The 18,722-nt window shown below is 67.8% G+C and carries 16 protein-coding genes; 10 read left to right on the top strand and 6 right to left on the bottom strand.

All coding sequences use genetic code 11. The annotated features are described in order from the left end of the window. Positions 1-23: 23 nt before the first annotated feature. A complete protein-coding gene (locus AC3IR9_RS04200; RefSeq protein ID WP_489294233.1) occupies positions 24-365 on the top strand; it encodes a hypothetical protein in 342 nt (113 codons plus the stop codon). A 53-nt stretch (positions 366-418) separates the two neighbouring features. On the opposite strand, the gene kbl is transcribed toward AC3IR9_RS04200, so the two are convergent. After that, entirely contained in the window at positions 419-1,630 is a 1,212-nt protein-coding gene (gene kbl, locus AC3IR9_RS04205; RefSeq protein WP_489294234.1) for a glycine C-acetyltransferase, read from the bottom strand. A gap of 195 nt (positions 1,631-1,825) precedes the next feature. On the opposite strand from kbl, the gene AC3IR9_RS04210 reads away from it, so the two are divergent. Further along, positions 1,826-2,527: a TorF family putative porin gene (locus AC3IR9_RS04210; protein WP_489294235.1), complete on the top strand. Its 702-nt coding sequence runs from the start codon at positions 1,826-1,828 to the stop codon at positions 2,525-2,527. Positions 2,528-2,824: 297 nt separating this feature from the next. Here the strand turns inward: AC3IR9_RS04210 and tdh are convergent, their stop codons facing one another. Then, positions 2,825-3,847 carry an L-threonine 3-dehydrogenase gene (gene tdh, locus AC3IR9_RS04215; RefSeq protein WP_489294236.1) on the bottom strand — a complete coding sequence of 341 codons (1,023 nt, stop codon included), beginning with the start codon at positions 3,845-3,847 and terminating at the stop codon, positions 2,825-2,827. Between the two features lie 246 nt (positions 3,848-4,093). On the opposite strand from tdh, the gene AC3IR9_RS04220 reads away from it, so the two are divergent. From AC3IR9_RS04220 to AC3IR9_RS04250, 7 genes are all read left to right on the top strand, one after another. Continuing rightward, complete coding sequence (locus AC3IR9_RS04220) at positions 4,094-6,256, top strand: S46 family peptidase (protein WP_489294238.1); 2,163 nt, start codon at positions 4,094-4,096, stop codon at positions 6,254-6,256. A 212-nt stretch (positions 6,257-6,468) separates the two neighbouring features. Further along, positions 6,469-7,113 carry a histidine phosphatase family protein gene (locus AC3IR9_RS04225; protein WP_489294239.1) on the top strand — a complete coding sequence of 215 codons (645 nt, stop codon included), beginning with the start codon at positions 6,469-6,471 and terminating at the stop codon, positions 7,111-7,113. A gap of 69 nt (positions 7,114-7,182) precedes the next feature. Then, positions 7,183-8,457, top strand: coding sequence for a bifunctional tetrahydrofolate synthase/dihydrofolate synthase (folC, locus tag AC3IR9_RS04230; RefSeq protein ID WP_489294240.1), 1,275 nt, complete (start codon positions 7,183-7,185; stop codon positions 8,455-8,457). A 119-nt stretch (positions 8,458-8,576) separates the two neighbouring features. Next, on the top strand, positions 8,577-9,596 hold the full coding sequence (locus AC3IR9_RS04235) for an SPOR domain-containing protein (RefSeq protein ID WP_489294241.1): 1,020 nt from the start codon (positions 8,577-8,579) through the stop codon (positions 9,594-9,596). A 55-nt stretch (positions 9,597-9,651) separates the two neighbouring features. Then, on the top strand, positions 9,652-10,458 hold the full coding sequence (locus tag AC3IR9_RS04240; RefSeq protein WP_489294242.1) for a CvpA family protein: 807 nt from the start codon (positions 9,652-9,654) through the stop codon (positions 10,456-10,458). A 29-nt stretch (positions 10,459-10,487) separates the two neighbouring features. After that, positions 10,488-11,954 (top strand): amidophosphoribosyltransferase, encoded by a 1,467-nt coding sequence (purF, locus tag AC3IR9_RS04245; protein ID WP_489294243.1) that lies wholly within the window; start codon positions 10,488-10,490, stop codon positions 11,952-11,954. 4 nt (positions 11,955-11,958) lie between these two features. Then, a complete protein-coding gene (locus AC3IR9_RS04250) occupies positions 11,959-12,846 on the top strand; it encodes a ferritin-like domain-containing protein (RefSeq protein WP_489295701.1) in 888 nt (295 codons plus the stop codon). A gap of 40 nt (positions 12,847-12,886) precedes the next feature. Here AC3IR9_RS04250 and AC3IR9_RS04255 read toward each other — a convergent pair whose 3' ends face one another. Then, on the bottom strand, positions 12,887-14,374 hold the full coding sequence (locus tag AC3IR9_RS04255; RefSeq protein WP_489294245.1) for a phospholipase effector Tle1 domain-containing protein: 1,488 nt from the start codon (positions 14,372-14,374) through the stop codon (positions 12,887-12,889). Positions 14,375-14,588: 214 nt separating this feature from the next. Here AC3IR9_RS04255 and AC3IR9_RS04260 point away from each other — a divergent pair, with 214 nt between their 5' ends. Continuing rightward, entirely contained in the window at positions 14,589-15,845 is a 1,257-nt protein-coding gene (locus AC3IR9_RS04260) for a zinc-dependent metalloprotease (RefSeq protein WP_489294246.1), read from the top strand. Between the two features lie 46 nt (positions 15,846-15,891). Here AC3IR9_RS04260 and lpxH read toward each other — a convergent pair whose 3' ends face one another. The 3 genes from lpxH to AC3IR9_RS04275 form a co-directional block, all read right to left on the bottom strand. Continuing rightward, entirely contained in the window at positions 15,892-16,635 is a 744-nt protein-coding gene (lpxH, locus tag AC3IR9_RS04265; protein ID WP_489294247.1) for a UDP-2,3-diacylglucosamine diphosphatase, read from the bottom strand. Between the two features lie 79 nt (positions 16,636-16,714). Next, entirely contained in the window at positions 16,715-17,248 is a 534-nt protein-coding gene (locus AC3IR9_RS04270; protein WP_489294248.1) for a phosphatase PAP2 family protein, read from the bottom strand. Then, on the bottom strand, positions 17,229-18,368 hold the full coding sequence (locus tag AC3IR9_RS04275; RefSeq protein ID WP_489294249.1) for a glycosyltransferase family 4 protein: 1,140 nt from the start codon (positions 18,366-18,368) through the stop codon (positions 17,229-17,231). Before AC3IR9_RS04275 ends, AC3IR9_RS04270 begins: the two co-directional genes overlap by 20 nt. Positions 18,369-18,722 lie beyond the last annotated feature (354 nt).

Raw genomic sequence — 18,722 nt, forward strand, 5'->3', positions numbered from 1 at the left:
ATTCACTACCGGGAGATTCCCCCATGCACACCATCGCTCGCTATCGCCCGCTGTTCCGCAGCGCCTGCCTGCTGTTGCCGGTCGCGTTGCTGACGGCCTGTGGCGGCCACAAGCAGTCCGCCAAGGACACCGCACTGGTGACCGACAAAATCGTGGAGATAAAGACGCCCGAACTGGACGGACGCGGCAGCTATCGCTTCATGATGAGCGAGGGCGACAAGAAGATGTCCGCCGATGAGTTCGATGCCTGGATGAAGGCCAACGGCATCCGCGTGGCCAAGGGCAATGGCCAGGACCGGCCGGCCGCACCGGTGGTGGTGGCCAGCAAGGACGCGGCCAAGGACAAGAAGAAAAAGAAAAAATAACGCCGGGCATTGCCCGGCGTTCGAACGGGACGGCGCAGCGCGCCGTCACCGGGTCACCCCTTGATCACACCCAGCTCAACGCCGATACGAATGAATGCATCGATCGCACGGTCCAGATGCGCGCGGGTATGCGCGGCGCTGATCTGGGTGCGGATGCGGGCCTGGCCCTTGGGCACCACCGGGAAGAAGAAGCCGATCGCGTAGATGCCCTCTTCCAACAGGCGCTCGGCGAACTTCTGCGCCAGCGGCGCGTCGTACAACATCACCGGGCTGATCGGGTGCACGCCCGGCTTCACGTCGAAACCGGCGGCGGTCATCTTTTCGCGGAAGTAGGCGGTGTTGTCGGCCAGGGTGGTGCGCAGGTCGCCGGCAGCGGCCAACATCTCAAATGCCTTGATGCCGGCGGCGACCACGTGCGGCGGCAGCGAGTTGGAGAACAGGTACGGGCGCGAACGCTGGCGCAGCAGTTCGACCACCTCGGCGCTGGCGCAGGTGAAGCCACCCAGCGCGCCGCCCATGGCCTTGCCCAGCGTGCCGGTGATGATGTCGATCTTCTCCAGCACGCCCTTGACCTCGGCCGAGCCGCGGCCGGTGCTGCCGAGGAAGCCGGTGGCATGGCACTCGTCGATGTGCACCAGCGCGTTGTACTTTTTGGCCAGCGCGGTGATTTCATCCAGCGGGGCGATGAAGCCGTCCATCGAGAACACGCCGTCGGTGGTGATCAGCTTGGTCTTGCAGCCAGCGGCATCGGCGGCCTGCAGCTGGGTTTCCAGGTCGGCCATGTCGCAGTTGGCGTAGCGGAAACGCTTGGCCTTGCACAGGCGGACGCCATCGATGATCGAGGCGTGGTTGAGCGCATCGGAGATGATCGCGTCGTTCTCGCCCAGCAGCGGCTCGAACAGGCCACCGTTGGCGTCGAAGCAGGCCGCGTACAGGATCGTGTCCTGCTTGCCGAAGAACGCGGCGATCTGCTTTTCCAGCTGTTTGTGCAGGTCCTGGGTGCCGCAGATGAAGCGCACCGAGGCCATGCCGAAGCCGTGGCTGTCCAGCGCGTCCTTGGCTGCCTGGATCAGGTCGGGGTGGTCGGCCAGGCCCAGGTAGTTGTTGGCACAGAAGTTGATCACCGTGCGGCCATCGTCCAGGGTGATCTCGGCCGACTGCGGGCTGGTGATGATGCGCTCGGACTTGAACAGGCCCTGGGCGCGGATCGCCTCCAGTTCCTCAACGTAATGCTGGGTCAGCGGGGCGGTCTTGGCAGCGGTCATGGCAGGCGATCATCAGCACGGGAAGCCGGTGATTTTACCTGCCGGGGGCGACGAGGGGGCCGTTGTCGGCGGGCAGGGCCGGGGCCGGGGGACAAATCGGTTGCAGACGTGATTGTTGCATCGCAATATCAATCAGGTTAAAAAACTGTAAACCGCCGCGTTCCGCCCACCCCCACCGCCCCGGAGAGACCCCGCATGAACCACGCCACGCGCTGTACCGCCGCCGTTGTGCTCTGCGCCGCCTTGCTTGCCCCGTTCGCCGCCAGTGCCCAGGAGGAGGCCGAGTCTCCATTCAGCTGGAACGTTACCGGCGTGTCCGATTACGTGTTCCGCGGGATTTCCCAGACCGATGAGGATCCGACCCTGCAGGCTGGCTTCACCTATACCTCGCCGGTGGGCCTGTACGCCGGGGTGTGGGGTTCGGGCGTGGACTTCGGGCCGGGCGACCCGAGCGTGGAGCTTGACTACCTGATCGGCTACGGCGTGGACGTGAGCGACAGCGTCAATTTCGACGTGCTGCTCAACCGTTACACCTATCCCGGTGCCAGCGAGCTGAACTACAACGAGCTGATCACCACCACCACGTTTGCCAAGCAGTACAAGCTGACCGTGGCCTACACCAACGATATTTCCGGTTCCGATACCAAGAGCTGGTACTACGCCGTGGGCGGTGAGTGGGGCCTGCCGAACGATTTCACGCTCAATGCTGGCGTGGGTCGCACCACCCTGGAGACGGCAACCGGCAAGGATTACACCGATTTCAGCGTGGGCGTCAGCCGCCAGTTCGGCCTGTTCAACCTGGGCCTGGGCTACCACGGCACCGATGGCGCCGGCCGCGACAACAACGGCAAGCTGGCCGACAACCGCGTGGTGTTCACCGTGGCGATCGGCAACTGACGCCCGCTCCGGTCGTCCCCAGCACGGGGAAGTCACCACCGTCGGTCGTGGCAGGCACGAGAAAAAGGCGCCCATCGGGCGCCTTTTTCGTACCGACCAACGGTCGGCACCTACCAATGCCATGACGTCGCAACGATCCCGGTAGGCCGCGACCGTTGGCCATGACGGCGCAACGATCCCGGTAGGCCGCGACCGTTGGCCATGACGGCGCAACGATCCCGGTAGGCCGCGACCGTTGGCCATGACGGCGCAACGATCCCGGTAGGTCACGACCGTTGGTCGTGACGGCGCGGTGGTTCAATTCCAGCTCAACACCACCTTGCCGGCCTTGCCCTGTTCCATCAGGTCGAAGCCCTTCTGGAAATCGTCGATCGGCAACTGGTGAGTCATCACCTTGCCAAGCGGGAAACCGGACAGCACCAGCTGGGTCATCTTGTACCAGGTCTCATACATCTTGCGGCCGTAGATGCCCTGCACGGTCAGGCCCTTGAAGATGATCTTGTCCCAGTCGCAGCCGGCACCCTTGGGCATGATCCCGAGCATGGCGATCTTGCCGCCGTGGTACATGCAGTCGAGCATGTCGTTGAACGCGCGCGGGTTGCCGCTCATTTCCAGGCCCACGTCGAAGCCCTCCATGTGCAGTTCCTTCATCACGTCCTTGAGCGAGGTGTTGGACACGTTGACCACGCGGGTGGCGCCCATGTCGGCGGCCAGCTTCAGGCGGAAGTCGTTGACGTCGGTGACCACCACGTTGCGCGCACCGATGTGCTTGCAGATGCCCGCGGCGATGATCCCGATCGGGCCGGCACCGGTGATCAGCACGTCTTCACCGATCACGTTGAACTCCAGCGCGCAGTGCGCGGCGTTGCCGTAGGGATCGAAGAAGGCGGCCAGTTCGGACGGGATCTGGTCGGGGATCGGCCACAGGTTGCTGGCCGGCATCACCATGTACTCGGCGAAGGCGCCGTTGACGTTGACGCCGATGCCCACGGTGTTCGGGCACAGGTGCTGGCGACCGCCACGGCAGTTGCGGCAGTGGCCGCAGACGATGTGGCCTTCGGCCGAGACGCGCTGGCCGATCTCGTAGCCGGTCACGCCCGGGCCGATTTCGGCGATGCGGCCGACGAACTCGTGGCCGATGGTCAGGCCCGGCTTGATCGTGCGCTGGCTCCATTCGTCCCACAGGTAGATATGCAGGTCGGTACCGCAGATGGCGGTCTTTTCCAGCTTGATCAGGACCTGGTTCGGGCCGGGGGTCGGGACCGGCACTTCTTCCAGCCAGATACCCTTGCCGGCTTCACGCTTGACCAGGGCCTTCATTGTTTGCTGCGCCATCGGGGTGGAACTCGTCTGGGGGAAAACGCGGATTATAGAGCCGTACGCGGTTTTCCCATGTTGCAGCGCGGGTGGTTTGGGGCGGTGGCCCCGCCCCCTCCGGACAGAGTGTCGCAAGCGCGGGGCGTAGAGCCGGGCTCTGCCCGGCTGGCACCGTCCATGACTTCCGGGCATCGGGCCAGGGCAGGGGGCTGGGCTACACTCGGCGGTTCTCTAAACAGGGGCTGCTCAATGCGCTCGAACCTGCTCGCTTTCTCCGTCGTCGCCAGCCTTGGGCTGGTCCAGGTCGCCCAGGCCGCTGAAGGCATGTGGGTGCCGCAGCAGCTGCCGGAGATCGCCGGCCCGCTCAAGCAGGCCGGGCTGAAGCTGTCCGCCGAGCAGATCTCCAACCTGACCGGCGACCCGATGGGCGCGGTGGTGGCACTCGGCGGCTGCACGGCCAGCTTCGTCTCCCCGCAGGGCCTGGTGGTCACCAACCACCATTGCGCCTACGGCGCGATCCAGCTGAACTCCACCGCCGAAAAGAACCTGATCAAGGACGGCTTCAATGCGCCGACCCTGAAGGATGAGCTGAGCGCCGGCCCGAACGCCCGCGTGTTCGTGCTCGACCAGATCACCGACGTGACCGCCCAGGCCAAGGCCGCGATCGCCGCCGCCGGCAAGGACCCGCTGGCGCGGACCCGCGCGCTGGATGCCTTCGACAAGGCGCAGACCGCGGCCTGCGAAGCCGACGCCGGCTTCCGCTGCCGGCTGTTCAGCTTCTCCGGCGGCAACACCTACCGCCTGTTCCGCAACATGGAAATCAAGGACGTGCGCCTGGTCTATGCGCCCCCGGGCAGCGTGGGCAAGTTCGGCGGCGACGTCGACAACTGGATGTGGCCGCGCCACACCGGCGACTTCTCCTTCTACCGCGCCTACGTGGGCAAGGATGGCAAGCCGGCTGCGTTCGCCGCCGACAACGTGCCTTACCAGCCCAAGCACTTCCTGACCTTCGCCGACCAGCCGCTGGGTGCCGACGACTTCGTGATGGTGGCCGGCTACCCGGGCCGCACCAACCGCTATGCCCTGGCCGGTGAGTTCAACGAAACCGCCACCTTCACCTATCCGACCATCGCCCGCCACTACAACGCGGTGTTGAAGATGATCGACGACGCCGGCAAGGCCGACGCCGACGTCAAGGTGAAGTACGCCGCCACCGCGGCCAGCATGAACAACGTGGCCAAGAACTACGCCGGCCAGCTGGAAGGCTTCAAGCGCATCGACGCGGCCGGCCAGAAGCAGGCCGAAGAAGCGGCCGTGCTGGCCTGGCTGAAGCAGCAGGGTACCGCCGGCAAGCCGGCGCTGGCCGCGCACGCGCAGCTGCTCAAGCACCTCGATACCAGCAAGGCGACGCGTGAGCGCGACCTGTTCGTGAGCCAGTTCAACGCCACCTCGGCGGTGAGTGCGGCGCTGTCGCTGTATCGTCTTTCGATCGAGCGTGCCAAGCCGGACGCCGAGCGTGAAGCCGGCTACCAGGACCGCGACCTGACCACCATCGAGGGCAGCCTGAAGCAGATGGATCGCCGCTACGTGGCGAAGATGGACCAGCAACTGCAGACCTATTGGCTGGACCAGTACATCGCCCTGCCGGCCGCGCAGCGCGACAACGCCTTGCTGAACCAGTGGCTGGCGGGCAGCGATGCCAACGCGGTCAAGGCGCTGGTGGCCAAGCTGGGTGGCACCCAGCTGGGTAGCCTGGACAAGCGCCTGGAGTGGTTCAAGGCCGACCGTGCCGCGTTTGAAGCCAGCACCGATCCGGCCATCCAGTACGCGGTGGCGGCGATGCCGGCACTGCTGAAGCAGGAAGAGCAGAAGAAGATCCGCGAAGGCGAATCGCTGACTGCCCGTCCGCTGTACCTGCAGGCCGTGGCCGATTACAAGAAGAGCAAGGGCGGGTTTGTTTATCCCGATGCCAACCTGTCGTTGCGCATCACCTTCGGCAACGTGATGGGTTACGGCAAGGACGGGGTGAACTACACCCCGTTCACCACCCTGGAAGGCGTGGCCGCCAAGGAAACCGGCGAAGACCCGTTCGATTCGCCCAAGGCGCTGCTGGAGGCGGTCAAGGCCAAGCGTTACGGCGGCCTGGAAGACAAGCGCATCGGCTCGGTGCCGGTCAACTTCCTCTCCAACCTGGATATCACCGGCGGCAATTCCGGCTCGCCGGTGCTCGATGCCCACGGCAAGCTGGTCGGCCTGGCCTTTGATGGCAACTGGGAGTCGGTGAGTTCCAACTGGGTATTCGACCCGGTGATGACCCGCATGATCGCGGTGGACAGCCGCTACATGCAGTGGATCATGCAGGAAGTGGCGCCCGCGCCGCAGCTGCTGAAAGAGTTGAACCTGGCCCGGTAGAGCCGACCGTTGGTCGGCTGCCTTCGCGACGTACCGACCAACGGTCGGTACCTACCTGTTCTGGCGTACCGACCCACGGTCGGTACCTGCCGGTGCCGGTAGAACCGCCGACGCGGCCAGAGCCGGGCGGGGTATCATGCGTGTCCCCCTCGATCATTCACGCCATGTGAACGATTGCGACAGCACTCCTCCCCCCAAGGACCCCCGTTCGCATGCGCATCCTGCTTGCCCGTCACGGTGAAACCCCGTGGAATGCCGAAGGCCGTTACCAGGGCCAGATCGATATCCCGTTGTCGCCCATTGGCGAGGCCCAGGCCCAGGCACTGGGTGAACGACTGAAGTCGGTCGACATCACCCGCGCCGTGGCCTCGCCGCTGTCGCGTGCGCAGCGCACCGCGCAGCTGGCGCTCGGCGCCGACCGTGCGGCGATGCTGCTGACCGAGCCGGAGCTGCAGGAAATCGCCCACGGTGAGTGGGAAGGGCTGCTGGCCAGTGAAATCAATGACAAGGATCCTTCGCGTCTGCAGGCCTGGCGCGACGAACCCGATACCGTGCTGATGCCCGGCGGCGAATCGCTGCGCCTGGTGCTGGAACGCAGCTGGCGCGGCCTGGCCCGCGCCGCCGAAGGCCTCGGCGAGCACGACACCCTGTTGGTGGTCGCGCATGACGCGGTCAACCGCGTGATCCTGTGCCGCATCCTGGGCCTGCCGCTGTCGCGCCTGTGGACCTTCCGCCAGGCCCCGACCACGCTCAACCTGCTTGAAGGCGCCGAGCTGGACCAGCTTGAACTGGTGCGCCTCAACGACTGCGCCCACCACACTCCGTTCTTCGGCGAGGCCAAGCACCGCGCGCTGTAAGCGGCGCGCCGTGCCTGCCTGCCGCCCCGGTACCCTGTTGCTGCCGTCCGCCCCATCGATCCAACGCCCATGACCACCGCCCGCCCACAGACCCTCACCGACTGGCTCAGCTACATCGAGCTGCAGCACCCGGCCACAATCGACATGGGCCTGGACCGCGTGCGCCGTGTTGCCCAGGCGATGGCACTGGGCGCGCCCGGCGCGCGCACCATCGTGGTGGGTGGTACCAACGGCAAGGGCTCCACGGTGGCCTTCATCGAGTCGATCGCGCGCGCCACCGGCGCCAGGGTCGGCGCGTATACCTCGCCACACCTGCTGCGCTACAACGAGCGGGTGCGCATCGACGGCGCGGAGGTGTCCGATGACGCGCTGGTCGCCGCCTTCACTGCCATCGAAGACGCGCGCGGCGACACCACGCTGACCTATTTCGAGTACGGCACGCTGGCGGCACTGATGCTGTTCGCGCAGGCCGGGCTGGACCTGGCGGTGCTGGAAGTAGGGCTGGGTGGGCGCCTGGACGCGGTCAACATCGTCGATGCCGACGTGGCGGTGATCACCACCGTGGACATCGACCACAGCGACTGGCTGGGCGAGGACCGCGAAGCCATCGGCGTGGAGAAGGCCGGCATCATCCGCGCCTGGAAGCCGGTCATCCTGGGGGAAACCGATCCGCCGTCGAGCGTGCTGGCCCGGGCCTACCTGCTGGGTGCCAATGCGATCCGCGGCGGCAGCGATTTCTTCGCCGACGTCATCGACGCCGGGCACTGGCGCTGGCGCGATGTCGGCGTCCAGTTCGAGCTGCCGACGCCGGCGTTGCGTGGCCCGATCCAGCTGCGCAACGCGGCCTCGGCGATCGCCGCGCTACGCGCGCTGGACATGCCGCTGCCGGCCGAAGCCATCGTTGAAGGCGTGGCCACCGCGCGCATCCGCGGACGCCTGCAGGCGTTCGCGCGCGATGGCGTGGAGGTGTTGGTCGATGTCGGCCACAACCCGCAGGCCGCACGCGAACTGGCCGGCGCGCTCAAGGCGATGCCGGTGGCCGGCCGCACGCTGGCCGTGTTTGCCGCGCTGCAGGACAAGGATGCTCCCGGTGTGGTCGATGCCCTGGCCGATGCGGTCGATGGCTGGTACCTGGCTGGCCTGGAGGGCGCCCGCGCGCAGACCGCCGAGGCATTGCAGGCGCGGCTGCAGGGCAGCGCCGCCGCCAACGGTACGCGCCATGCCAGCGTCGCCGCAGCGCTGCAGCAGGCCCTGCGCGATGCCGCCGCGGGCGACCGGGTGCTGGTGTTCGGCTCGTTCCACACCGCCGCGCAGGGCCTGCAATGGCTGGACCCCTCCGCATAACGCGCGCGCTGAATGGCGTGCGTCGATTCGTGCGCCTTGTTCAGCCGCACCCCCTGACGCTCACGCGTACACCCGTATAATCGCCGTGGCATTCCGCCGCGCCGCCCTGCCTGCCTTCCGTGGATACTCCTCTGAAACAGCGACTGATTGGTGCCATCGTTCTGGTGGCTTTGGCTGTGATCTTCCTGCCCATGCTGGTGAAGGGCCCTGCGCCCGACAGCGGTGTGGCCAACGTGCCGATCAGCGCGCCTGCCGCGCCATCCGACGGCCAGTTCCAGACCCGTGAGCTGCCGCTGGTGGCACCGACCGGCGGGGCCACCGGCCTGCAGCCCGGCGCCTCCAGCACCCAGCCACTGGCCGATAACGGTGCTGCCGATCCGGCCCCGGCGGACAGTTCGCCGGCCGTTGCCGCCGGCAACTACGCGGTCAGTTTCGGCGCCTATGGCAGCCAGGCCGACGCCGATGCGGTGATCGCCCACCTGAAAAAATCGCAGCTGCCCGGTTTCAGCGAACCGGCCACCATCGGTGGACGCCAGGCGTGGCGGGTGCGCGTCGGCCCGTATGCCGACCGTGCCCAGGCCGAAGCGGCCCGCCTGCAGGCGGTGAAGGTGCGCAACGACGTCAAGGCCGAAGTGGTGACCCTCGACGCCCGCGCCGACACTGCCGTTGCTGCCGCCCCGACGCCGACGCCGGCCGCGCCGAGCGCTTCCCGTGCCGCAGCCGCACCGTCCACCCAGGCCGTGCAGACCGAATCGCTGCCGCCCGAGCCGGTTGCCGCGGCCAAGCCGGCGGCCCCCAAACCCGAGCCGAAGCCGACGCCGGCCAAGCCTGAGCCCGCCAGGCCCGACCCGGCCGCGACCGCCGCCAAGCCGGTCGACGCACCGGCCGCACCAGCGGCCAGCGGCGTGGGCTTTGCCGTGCAGCTGGGCGCGTTCGGCCAGGCGGCCGAGGCCAATGCGCTGCGCGACAAGGTGCGCGCGGCTGGTTTCAGCGCGTTCGTCGAGCAGGTCCGCACCGAAAAGGGGACGCTGAACCGTGTCCGCGTGGGCCCGGTCGCCAATCGCGCCGAGGCGGAAAACCTCAAGGCCCAGGTGGCCTCCAAGGTGGGCGTGGCAGGCATGGTCCGGCCGCACCCCTGATGGCGCGTGCGCGCCCGTGCCCTGAGGCCGGATCGTCCCAGCAGGGACGGCGCGCATGATCGATATCGTCCTGCTGGCGGTCATCGCCTTGTCCGCGCTGCTCGGCGTGTTGCGTGGCTTCGTCGCCATTGTCGTCAGCCTGCTGGGCTGGCTGCTCGGCGGCTGGGCGGCGATGGTGTTCGGGCACTCCGCGGCCGCCTGGTGGTCCGCCCCGGAAGCGGCGGGGACCGGGCACATGGTGGCCGGCTATCTGAGCGTGTTCCTGCTGGTGATGGTGGCGATCTGGGGCATCGGGCTGGTGATCCGGCAGGTGGTGCGTTCGACCAGCCTCAACGGTGCCGACCGGGTCATGGGCGGGGCATTGGGCGTGGCCCGTGGCGGCCTGATCGCCTGCGTGCTGCTGCTGGCGGCCTCCTACACCCCGCTGACCCGCGAACCGGGCTGGCACGCGTCCACCCTGCGCGCCGCACTCGACCCCGGCGTGGGCTGGATGCAGGCGCAGATGCCCGGCATGCCCGCGTTGCCAGCGCTGCCCGACCTGGACAATCTGCCCGGCCTGCAGGCCCTGCAGGGGCTCCCTGCGGCGCTGCCCGAGGTGAATGCCGCGCAACTTCCCACCGCGGAGTTGGGCAAGCCGGGGCGGACAGGCGATAATGGGGTGCTTGGTGAACTGCTGGCAGTGCGCGGATGGCCGCGACCGCTGGATGAATCCCCGCCGCAGGCGGTGGCCCCCGCTGACGTGCGGGTACGCAGCACCCGGGCAGCAGCCCCTGAAAATACCGATCCGGCGCACCTGCGCGCGGACCCGTCCGCTCCGGTAAGGAGCGGGTCCTCCGGCCAGGTACGGCCACCTTCACTGTAGATGGGCATCGCCCAGCGGAGATTCGCACCATGTGTGGCATCGTCGGAATCGTCGGCAACCAGAACGTCGCCGGGCAGTTGTATGACGGCCTGACCGTCCTCCAGCATCGTGGCCAGGACGCGGCGGGCATCGCCACCGTCGACGGCACCCGCCTGCGCGTGCAGAAGGCCAACGGCCTGGTCCGCGACGTGTTCGACGCCAAGACCATGTCCACCCTGGAAGGCCGCGTCGGTATCGCCCATGTGCGCTACCCGACCGCAGGCTCCGAAGGCATGGACGAGGCGCAGCCGTTCTACGTCAATTCCCCCTACGGCATCGCGCTGGCCCACAACGGCAACCTGATCAACACCGAAAGCCTGCGCCAGCAGGTATTCGAACAGGATCGCCGCAACGTCAACACCGATTCGGACAGCGAAGTGCTGTTGAACGTGTTTGCCTTTGAACTGGACGCGCAGCGCCAGTTGACCCCGGAAGCGGCGATCCGCGCCGTGGCCGGCGTGCACCGCCGCTGCAAAGGGGCCTATGCGGTGATCAGCGTGGTGCTGGGCCTGGGCCTGGTCGCCTTCCGTGATCCGCATGGCATCCGCCCACTGGTCCTGGGCAAGCGCGCCCACGCCGAAGGCGATGAATACATCGTGGCCTCCGAATCGGCGGCGCTGGATGTCCTTGGCTTCACCCGCGTGCGCGATGTGCGCCCGGGCGAGGCGCTGGTGATCACCGCGCGCGGCGAGCTGTTCTCCGAGGTCTGCGCCGAGTTGCCCGAGCACAGCCCGTGCATCTTCGAGTACGTGTACTTCGCCCGTCCCGATTCGATGATCGACAACGTCTCGGTGCACAAGGCGCGCATGCGCATGGGCATCAAGCTCGGCGAGAAGATCCTGCGGCTGCGCCCGGACCACGACATCGACACCATCATCCCGATCCCCGATACCTCGCGCGATGCCGCGTTGGAGATCTCCAACACGCTCGGCGTGAAGTACCGCGAAGGCTTCATCAAGAACCGCTACATCGGCCGCACCTTCATCATGCCGGGGCAGGGCGAGCGGGTGAAGTCGGTGCGCCGCAAGCTCAACCCGATCCACCTGGAGTTCCGCAACCGCGTGGTGCTGCTGGTGGACGACTCGATCGTGCGCGGTACCACCAGCCAGCAGATCGTGCAGATGGCGCGCGACGCCGGCGCGCGCAAGGTGTACCTGGCCAGTGCGGCACCGCCGGTGCGCTACCCCAACATCTACGGCATCGACATGCCGGCGGCCGAAGAACTGGTCGCGCACAACCGCAGCGTGGAAGAAATCGAAGCCCACCTGGGCTGCGACTGGTTGATCTACCAGGACATCGAGGACATGGAAGCGGCGGTGCGTGAAGGCAACCCGGAGTTGAAGGCGTTCGATTCGTCGTGCTTCAACGGCGTTTACCCGACCGGTATCGAGCCGGGGTACTTCGAGCGCATCCAGCAGCTGCGTTCGGACGATGCCAAGCACAAGCGCCGCGCCTGAGGTGATGGCCGAGCCGTTGCCGCAGGATGCGGCCGGTGACCTGCTGCGCGCCGCGCAGCAGTGCCTGGCCGCCACCGATCCACTGCACAAGGTCGCGCTGACCCAGCGTTACGCCGCGCAGTTCCGTGCGGGCCAACTCAAGGCGCGCGCCGATGCGCCGCCGCCCGAACCGATCCGCATGCCGGGCCGCCCGGCCAAGCCCACCCTGGTGCATCCGCGCGACCTGCCGCGGCGTGGCCTGGGCAGCGTGGAGGGCCGCGCCGCCTTCATCCATGCCATCGCCCACATCGAGCTCAACGCCATCGACCTGGCCTGGGATGCGGTGTACCGCTTCCGTGGCCTGCCCGGCTCGTTCCATGCCGACTGGGTCGGCGTGGCCGATGACGAATCGCGTCATTTCATGTTGTTGCACGGGCGGCTGCAGGCCACCGGCCATGCCTATGGCGACTTCGATGCGCACAACGGCCTGTGGGAAATGTGCGAGAAGACCGCGCACGATGGCCTGTCGCGGATGGCGCTGGTGCCGCGCGTGCTGGAAGCCCGCGGCCTGGATGTCACCCCCGGCATGATCACCAAGCTGCGGTCGGCCAACGACCCGGCCACTGCCGATGTGCTGGAGATCATCCTGCGCGAAGAGGTGGCGCACGTCGCTGCCGGGTCGCGCTGGTATCACTGGTATTGCCAGCGTGCCGGGGTGGAACCGCGTGCGCGCTTCATCGCGCTGTTGAACCAGTACGCCGGTGGATTCCTGTATGGCCCCTTCAACCTGGAAGCGCGCTTGCTGGCCGGGTTCGACGCGGAAGAAATCGCCACCCTGATCGAGCAGGCCGGTCGCACCAGTGGCCCCGCCGGCACGCACCGGCCGGCACCGACCGGGAACACCCCGGCGTAACGCCACGGCCGAACCTGCTGCATCCACGCAGGGTGCAGGCCTATGCGTTGGGCAGCACCACGCGCCGGCCATCCTCGGTGGGCCGGTTGATGTAGAACAAGCCGGGGCCGGGCCGATACGGCAGCTCGCGGGTGGCTTCATCGGCGGCATACAGCAGCGCGGTATCGCCCAGCGCATCGAAATTCCAATGGGCCGACTGCATCAGGTAGTGCTGTCGCAACAGCCGCTCCTGCGCGTCGTCCAATGCCTCGCCGGCCAGCAGCCGTGCGGCGATCGGCTGCAATGCGACGGGCAGGGCAAGCGCGGCGACAGCATCGGGTGCGGCACGCCAGTGGACACCGGCCATCGCCGCGCGCTGGTGCATCAGCCGCAGTGCCAGCAACTGATAGCGCCAATCGATCTCCCGTCGCAGCACCACCGCGGCATGGGCATGCAGCACCCATTTGGGTAGCACGCTGGCGCTGCCGGCCACGCGCTGCGACTGCCAGCGGTGCCACACATCCACCCATACCGCCTCGTCGCCCAGGCCAAGTTCAGCCTGCCAACGCCGGCATGCGGCCTGCGCGCGGGCATACACCTGGGTGCCCTGCAGCAAGGCCAGCGAGGGTATCTCTGCGTCGGCCAGCCCCGGGTTGCGCAGCCGTTGCCCGAGCGGGCGGGTCAGCAGCTTGGGGCCTTCAATGCGCTGGTCATAGCCGCCTCCGATGTTGGCATGGGCGCCGGGCAGGGCGATTTCCTCGTGTTGCGGGGCCACCGTGGTCAGCGCGAAATGGACGCGATGCTCGTCACGCGCAACCAGTTGCAGCACCTTGTCGGCACAGCCGGCGGGCAGGCCGACGTCGGGCAGCTCATCGCGCCGCTGTGGGTTGATCGCCACCACCGTATCGAACAGGCCGACAAAACGAACCGGCCGGGCCGGTATCGCCGCGTCGCTGGCCAGGGTCCATCCGGTGCGGTGCAGCTGCTCGCGCAGCCAGCTGCGTCCCTCGGCGCGGGTGAGCCGGTTGAGCGCATCACGCGCCGAGGCCGCGCCCCGCGAGAAGCCGAACAGGTCGATACGCACACTGTCCAGGGGCAGGGGGCGCTGCTGGCGTGCCAGCGTGCGCAACGCGTCGGGCAGGAGCTGGTCCAGCGCCCGGCGCACCTTGGCGCGCACGCCGGTGCGGCCGATGCCGAATGCAAGCCCCATCAGGTCGTCGTCTTCGCCGGTGCGGGTGCCGGCGCCTTCGATATACAGCGCCAGCGACAGTGCGCCGGGCTGTGTGGGCTGCTGGCGGCTATCGGGGTATAGCGCATGCAGCCGGGCGATGTTGGTCAAGCCGTTGCTGTAGCTGCTGGTCAGCCGGCTCTGGTAAGGCGAGGCGTCATCGGCCAGCAGCGAGGCGGGCGGCCGCGCGGTTGGCGTGGTGCTGCCGGGCGGGCGCGAGGCGTGCAGCAGGTTGTCGGCATTGTTGCGGGTGCCGTCGAAGAACAGGCCGATCTGCAGCGACGCCGTCGCCGTGGGGGTCGGAGTGGACTGTCCTGCCATGGTGCGTGATCCCTTGGATACAAGCGCAAAGTAGCGCGAAAACGACATCACCGCGACGTCGCTGAACCAGCCTGTCGCCGGTCACAGTTCGGAATATTGATCGGCCAAGTCTATTGAATTCACGCGATCAGTTGGCGCCATATGGCCGAGCCCGCTGGCTGGGCCGCACTGAAACGACGACTACCCCCGACTTATCCCCTCAAAGAGAGACGACATGATGTCCAGTTCGATGAGCAAGGCCGCAGGTGTGATCACGTTGTGCCTGGCAGCGGCAGGGGCGGCCACCGCCGCGCCGTTGTTCGAGCCGGTGACGGTGCTCAGCCGCGCCGGCAGCAGCAACCAGCCCGCCGCGCAGGCGGTGTTGTCGGCCGCCTCCAGCGCTGCGGTGCAGGAGGTCGCGGTGGATGCCGCCGCGGTGAATCCGCGCCAGCGTCAGCTGGAATTTGAACTGCTGGGAACCGCCGTGCAGGCCGTGCAGCAGCGGGTGGAAGCGCTGCCCGACGGTGGCAGCATCTGGTACGGCCAACTGCACGCGCGCGCCGGCAAGCTGAGCGCGAACGCGACGGTAAACGACCCGGCCAACACGGTGATCCTGGTGCGTTCGGGTGACACGGTGACCGGCTCGATCCGCAAGGATGGCCAGCTGTACCGCCTGCGCCCGCTGAGCGACGGCCGCCACGTGCTGGTCGAGGTGGATGAAAGCCGCATGCCGGCCGACCATCCCGCCGACTACAACAGCCTGCCGCAGGTGAGCATGCCGATCAACGACCGCGCCGGCATCGCCGCGGCCTCCTCCGGCACCCCGGCCACGATCCGCGTACTGGTGGTGGCCACCAACGGCGCGGTCGTTGCCTACGGCGGCAACATGCAGTCGCTGGTGCAACTGGCCGTGGCCGAATCCAACCAGGGCTACATCAACAGCAACGTCGGCATTACCCTGGAGCTGGCCGGCTACGAGACCACCAGCTATGCCGAGTCGAGCAGTTTCTCCACGGACCTGTCGCGCTTCCGCAGTACCAGTGACGGGGTGATGGACAGCATCCACACCAGTCGCAACACCACCCGCGCCGATGTCGCCGTGCTGGTGATCAACAACGCCAGCTCCTGCGGCCTGGCGTCCAGCATCGGCTCGACCGCGGCCACCGCGTTTGCCGCGGTGCATTGGGACTGCGCGACCGGTTACTACTCCTTCGCCCATGAGATCGGCCACCTGCAGAGCGCGCGGCATGACATCGCCACCGATCCGAGCACCTCGCCGTACGCCTATGGGCATGGCTACCGGTATGAGCCGGCCAGTGGCTCGCGCTGGCGCACGATCATGTCCTACGCCTGCTCGGCAGGCTGCCCGCGGCTGAACTTCTGGTCCAACCCGAACATCAACTACAACGGCGTGCCGATGGGCATTGCCGCCAGCGCGGACAACCAGCGCGTGCTGGTCAACACCAAGGCCACGGTGGCCGCGTTCCGTTGATCCCCTGCGCCCGCGGCCGTCGTTGACGGCCGCGGGTCTGCAGCGCTCAGCGCCGCAGCGAATCCAGCGACCAGCCCTGCGCGGTCACCCGCAGCACCGAGCCCTGTTCGTACCAGTCGCCCAGCACGATGCGGGTGCACGGGCGGCCCTGCACCTGCAATGCATGGATGGCCGGGCGGTGGGTGTGGCCGTGGATCATGGTCGCCACGCCGTGCCGGACGAAGGTGGCGTCCACCTCGGCCGGGGCCACGTCGGTGACCGTCTCGAAGGTCGACCGGTCGTCCTGCTTCATTTCCGACTGGCGGGCCTGGCTGGCCTCACGCGCCTTCTGCGCGAAGGCGATGCGTGCCGGCAGCGGCTGCGACAGGAACTGCGCCTGGAACACCGGGTCGCGGGTCTGCGCGCGGAACTGCTGGTAGGCCACGTCGTCGGTGCAGAGCAGGTCGCCGTGCTGCAGCAGCACCGGGTGACCGTACAGGTCGATCACGCTGGGGTCGGGCAGGATGCGGAAGCCCGCGCGCTGCGCGTAGTGGTTGCCGACCAGGAAATCGCGGTTGCCGCGGATGAAGTACACCGGCACTCCGGCATCGGCCACGGCATGCAGGGCGTCGGCCACGGCGTCGGCGGCCGCCGAGGGGGTGTCGTCGCCGATCCAGGCTTCAAACAGGTCGCCGAGGATGTACAGCGCGTCGGCCTGCATCGCTTCATCGCGCAGGAACGCCAGGAACAGGTCGGTGATGGCTGGACGGCTCGGGTCCAGATGCAGATCGGAAATGAACAGCGTGGTCATGGGCGCATTGTAAGACGTGGGGGCGGGCTTGCGCTGGCCCGCGTTTGCGCAACAACACGGGAGCAGAGGCGCGAATGCGCTACACCGGCAGCCAGCGCAGGCTGGCACCGGCCAGGGCGGTGGCGATCGCCGTGGCTGCCAGCACGTCGCTGGGGTAATGCAGCCCCAGTACCACTCGCGACAGCCCCACCGCTGCCGTAAATGGCACCAGCAGCGGCGCCAGCCACGGGTAGTAGGCCAGCGCCACGATGGTGAACGACACCGCGTGCAGGGTGTGCCCGGAGGGGAAGCTGAACTCGTCCAGCGGTGCCACCCAGGCGCGGATGCGCAGGTCGGCCGCGTACGGACGCGGGCGCCGGGTCCAGCGTTTGAGGCCCTTGTACAGCAGCAGCGCCATCAGCCCGGTGGCGGCCATGTGCAGCGATGCGCGCAGGCCTTCAACGCCATCCAGCAGGACCAGCGCGGCCATCAGCGCGTACCAGAACAGGCCGTCGCCGAGCCGGCTGACCGCGGCAAACAGCCGGCGCACGCGACGCCGCCGGCAATAGTGGTTTGCCCGGCGGCACCAGCGGGTTTCGCGTCCGCGCAGGGCTTCAAGCGGCGTGGTCGGCATGTGCCCTCCGCGCATGGGCCAGTTCGGCCAGCAGTGCGTCGAATTCGGCGACCACCTGCTGCGGACGCAGGCGCTTCATCGCCGTGGCCGCGTTGTGCCCGAGGCGGGCGCGCAGCGCGTCGTCGCTGGCCAGTTGCAGGGCGGCGGCAATGAAGGCGTTGTCATCGTTCACTGCAAGGCCATCCTCCCCGCTGCGCAGGTATTCGCGGGCGGCACCGTAGTCGAAGGCGACCGTGGCCACGCCACTGGCCATCGCCTCCAGGGTGACATTGCCGAACGTTTCGCTGCGGCTGGGAAACAGGAACAGGTCGCCGCTGGCGAAGTGGCGGGCGAGCGCATCGCCGCGCTGCACCCCGCAGAAGATGAAATCCGGATTTTCGTGCGCCAGCTTCTCGCGCGAAGGTCCGTCGCCGACCCAGACGAAACGTGCCTTGGGGCGTATCTGCTGCAGGCGACGGAACGCCTTCACCGCCAGCGCGAGGTTCTTTTCCGGGGCGATGCGGCCGACATAGATCGCGGCGAAGCCGTTGCCGTCGATGCCCCATTCCTCGCGCAGCGCAGGGTCGCGGCGCTGCGGTTCGAACTGGCTGCTGTCCACGGCGCGGGCCAGCAGGCGCACCCGCTCGAAGCCCTGTTCGCCGAGGAACTGCTGCAGTTCCTGGGTGGGTACGAGGGTGGCATCGGCCTGGTTGTGGAAGCGCCGCATCCAGCGCAGTGCGGCGGCCTGCAGCCAGGCCACGCCGTAGTCGGGCAGGTATTCGTCAAAGCGGGTGTGGAAGCCGCTGGCTACCGGAATGCCGAGTCGGCGTGCGGTGCGCAGCGCCGACCAGCCCAGTGGGCCCTCGGTGGCGATGTAGATGGCATCGGGGCGCTGCTGCTGCCACTGCCGTGCCAGCCGCTTGGGCGCCGGCAGGCCGAAGCGCAGGCCGGGGTAGCGCGGCAGTCCCGCGCCCTGGACCAGCACTGTGCCGTCGACATCGACACCGTCGGTTGCCTGGCGCGGACGGACCAGGTCGACCTGGTGGCCGGCGGCGCGCAGTCCCTGTTCCAGTCCCTGCACGGTCAGGGCAACGCCGTTGACTTCAGGGGGATACGTTTCAGTGACGATGGCATAGCGCATGGCGGGCCTCCGGTATGGGCGCATGCTGGGGCCGGGTGATGTTGTCTCCATGACGCTTGCATGACCGCCCGATGACGGCGTTGGCCTAGGGGGGTTCTTCTCCGATGTGAGGGGAGGGGTTCACCCAAAGGGCGAAGCAGCTTGCGGGGGTTTCTTCGCTTGGCTGTTGCGCGAGCGTCCAGGGCCCCTTGGTGGCCGGCAGGCCCTTGTGCAAATGTCCCCCGCCCGACGCCTGCGGCGACGGCCTCCTCCTTTATTTTGCCAAGGACCTGCCGGCCGCCAAGGGGCTCGGCTTGCGGGAGGAACAACAAAAAACCACGGCCCCGAAGGGCCGTGGTTGGGTGGTGCATTGCT

The sequence above is a fragment of the Stenotrophomonas sp. GL_101 genome (genome assembly GCF_057835675.1).

Coding starts and splice junctions, on each gene's coding strand:
- AC3IR9_RS04250 (WP_489295701.1), top strand. CDS start 11,959: ATGGCCGAGCCGTTGCCGCAGGATGCGGCCGGTGACCTGCTGCGCGCC.
- AC3IR9_RS04270 (WP_489294248.1), bottom strand. CDS start 17,248: ATGCCGACCACGCCGCTTGAAGCCCTGCGCGGACGCGAAACCCGCTGG.
- AC3IR9_RS04240 (WP_489294242.1), top strand. CDS start 9,652: ATGATCGATATCGTCCTGCTGGCGGTCATCGCCTTGTCCGCGCTGCTC.
- tdh (WP_489294236.1), bottom strand. CDS start 3,847: ATGAAGGCCCTGGTCAAGCGTGAAGCCGGCAAGGGTATCTGGCTGGAA.
- AC3IR9_RS04255 (WP_489294245.1), bottom strand. CDS start 14,374: ATGGCAGGACAGTCCACTCCGACCCCCACGGCGACGGCGTCGCTGCAG.
- AC3IR9_RS04275 (WP_489294249.1), bottom strand. CDS start 18,368: ATGCGCTATGCCATCGTCACTGAAACGTATCCCCCTGAAGTCAACGGC.
- AC3IR9_RS04200 (WP_489294233.1), top strand. CDS start 24: ATGCACACCATCGCTCGCTATCGCCCGCTGTTCCGCAGCGCCTGCCTG.
- AC3IR9_RS04225 (WP_489294239.1), top strand. CDS start 6,469: ATGCGCATCCTGCTTGCCCGTCACGGTGAAACCCCGTGGAATGCCGAA.
- kbl (WP_489294234.1), bottom strand. CDS start 1,630: ATGACCGCTGCCAAGACCGCCCCGCTGACCCAGCATTACGTTGAGGAA.
- AC3IR9_RS04220 (WP_489294238.1), top strand. CDS start 4,094: ATGCGCTCGAACCTGCTCGCTTTCTCCGTCGTCGCCAGCCTTGGGCTG.
- purF (WP_489294243.1), top strand. CDS start 10,488: ATGTGTGGCATCGTCGGAATCGTCGGCAACCAGAACGTCGCCGGGCAG.
- AC3IR9_RS04260 (WP_489294246.1), top strand. CDS start 14,589: ATGATGTCCAGTTCGATGAGCAAGGCCGCAGGTGTGATCACGTTGTGC.
- AC3IR9_RS04210 (WP_489294235.1), top strand. CDS start 1,826: ATGAACCACGCCACGCGCTGTACCGCCGCCGTTGTGCTCTGCGCCGCC.
- lpxH (WP_489294247.1), bottom strand. CDS start 16,635: ATGACCACGCTGTTCATTTCCGATCTGCATCTGGACCCGAGCCGTCCA.
- folC (WP_489294240.1), top strand. CDS start 7,183: ATGACCACCGCCCGCCCACAGACCCTCACCGACTGGCTCAGCTACATC.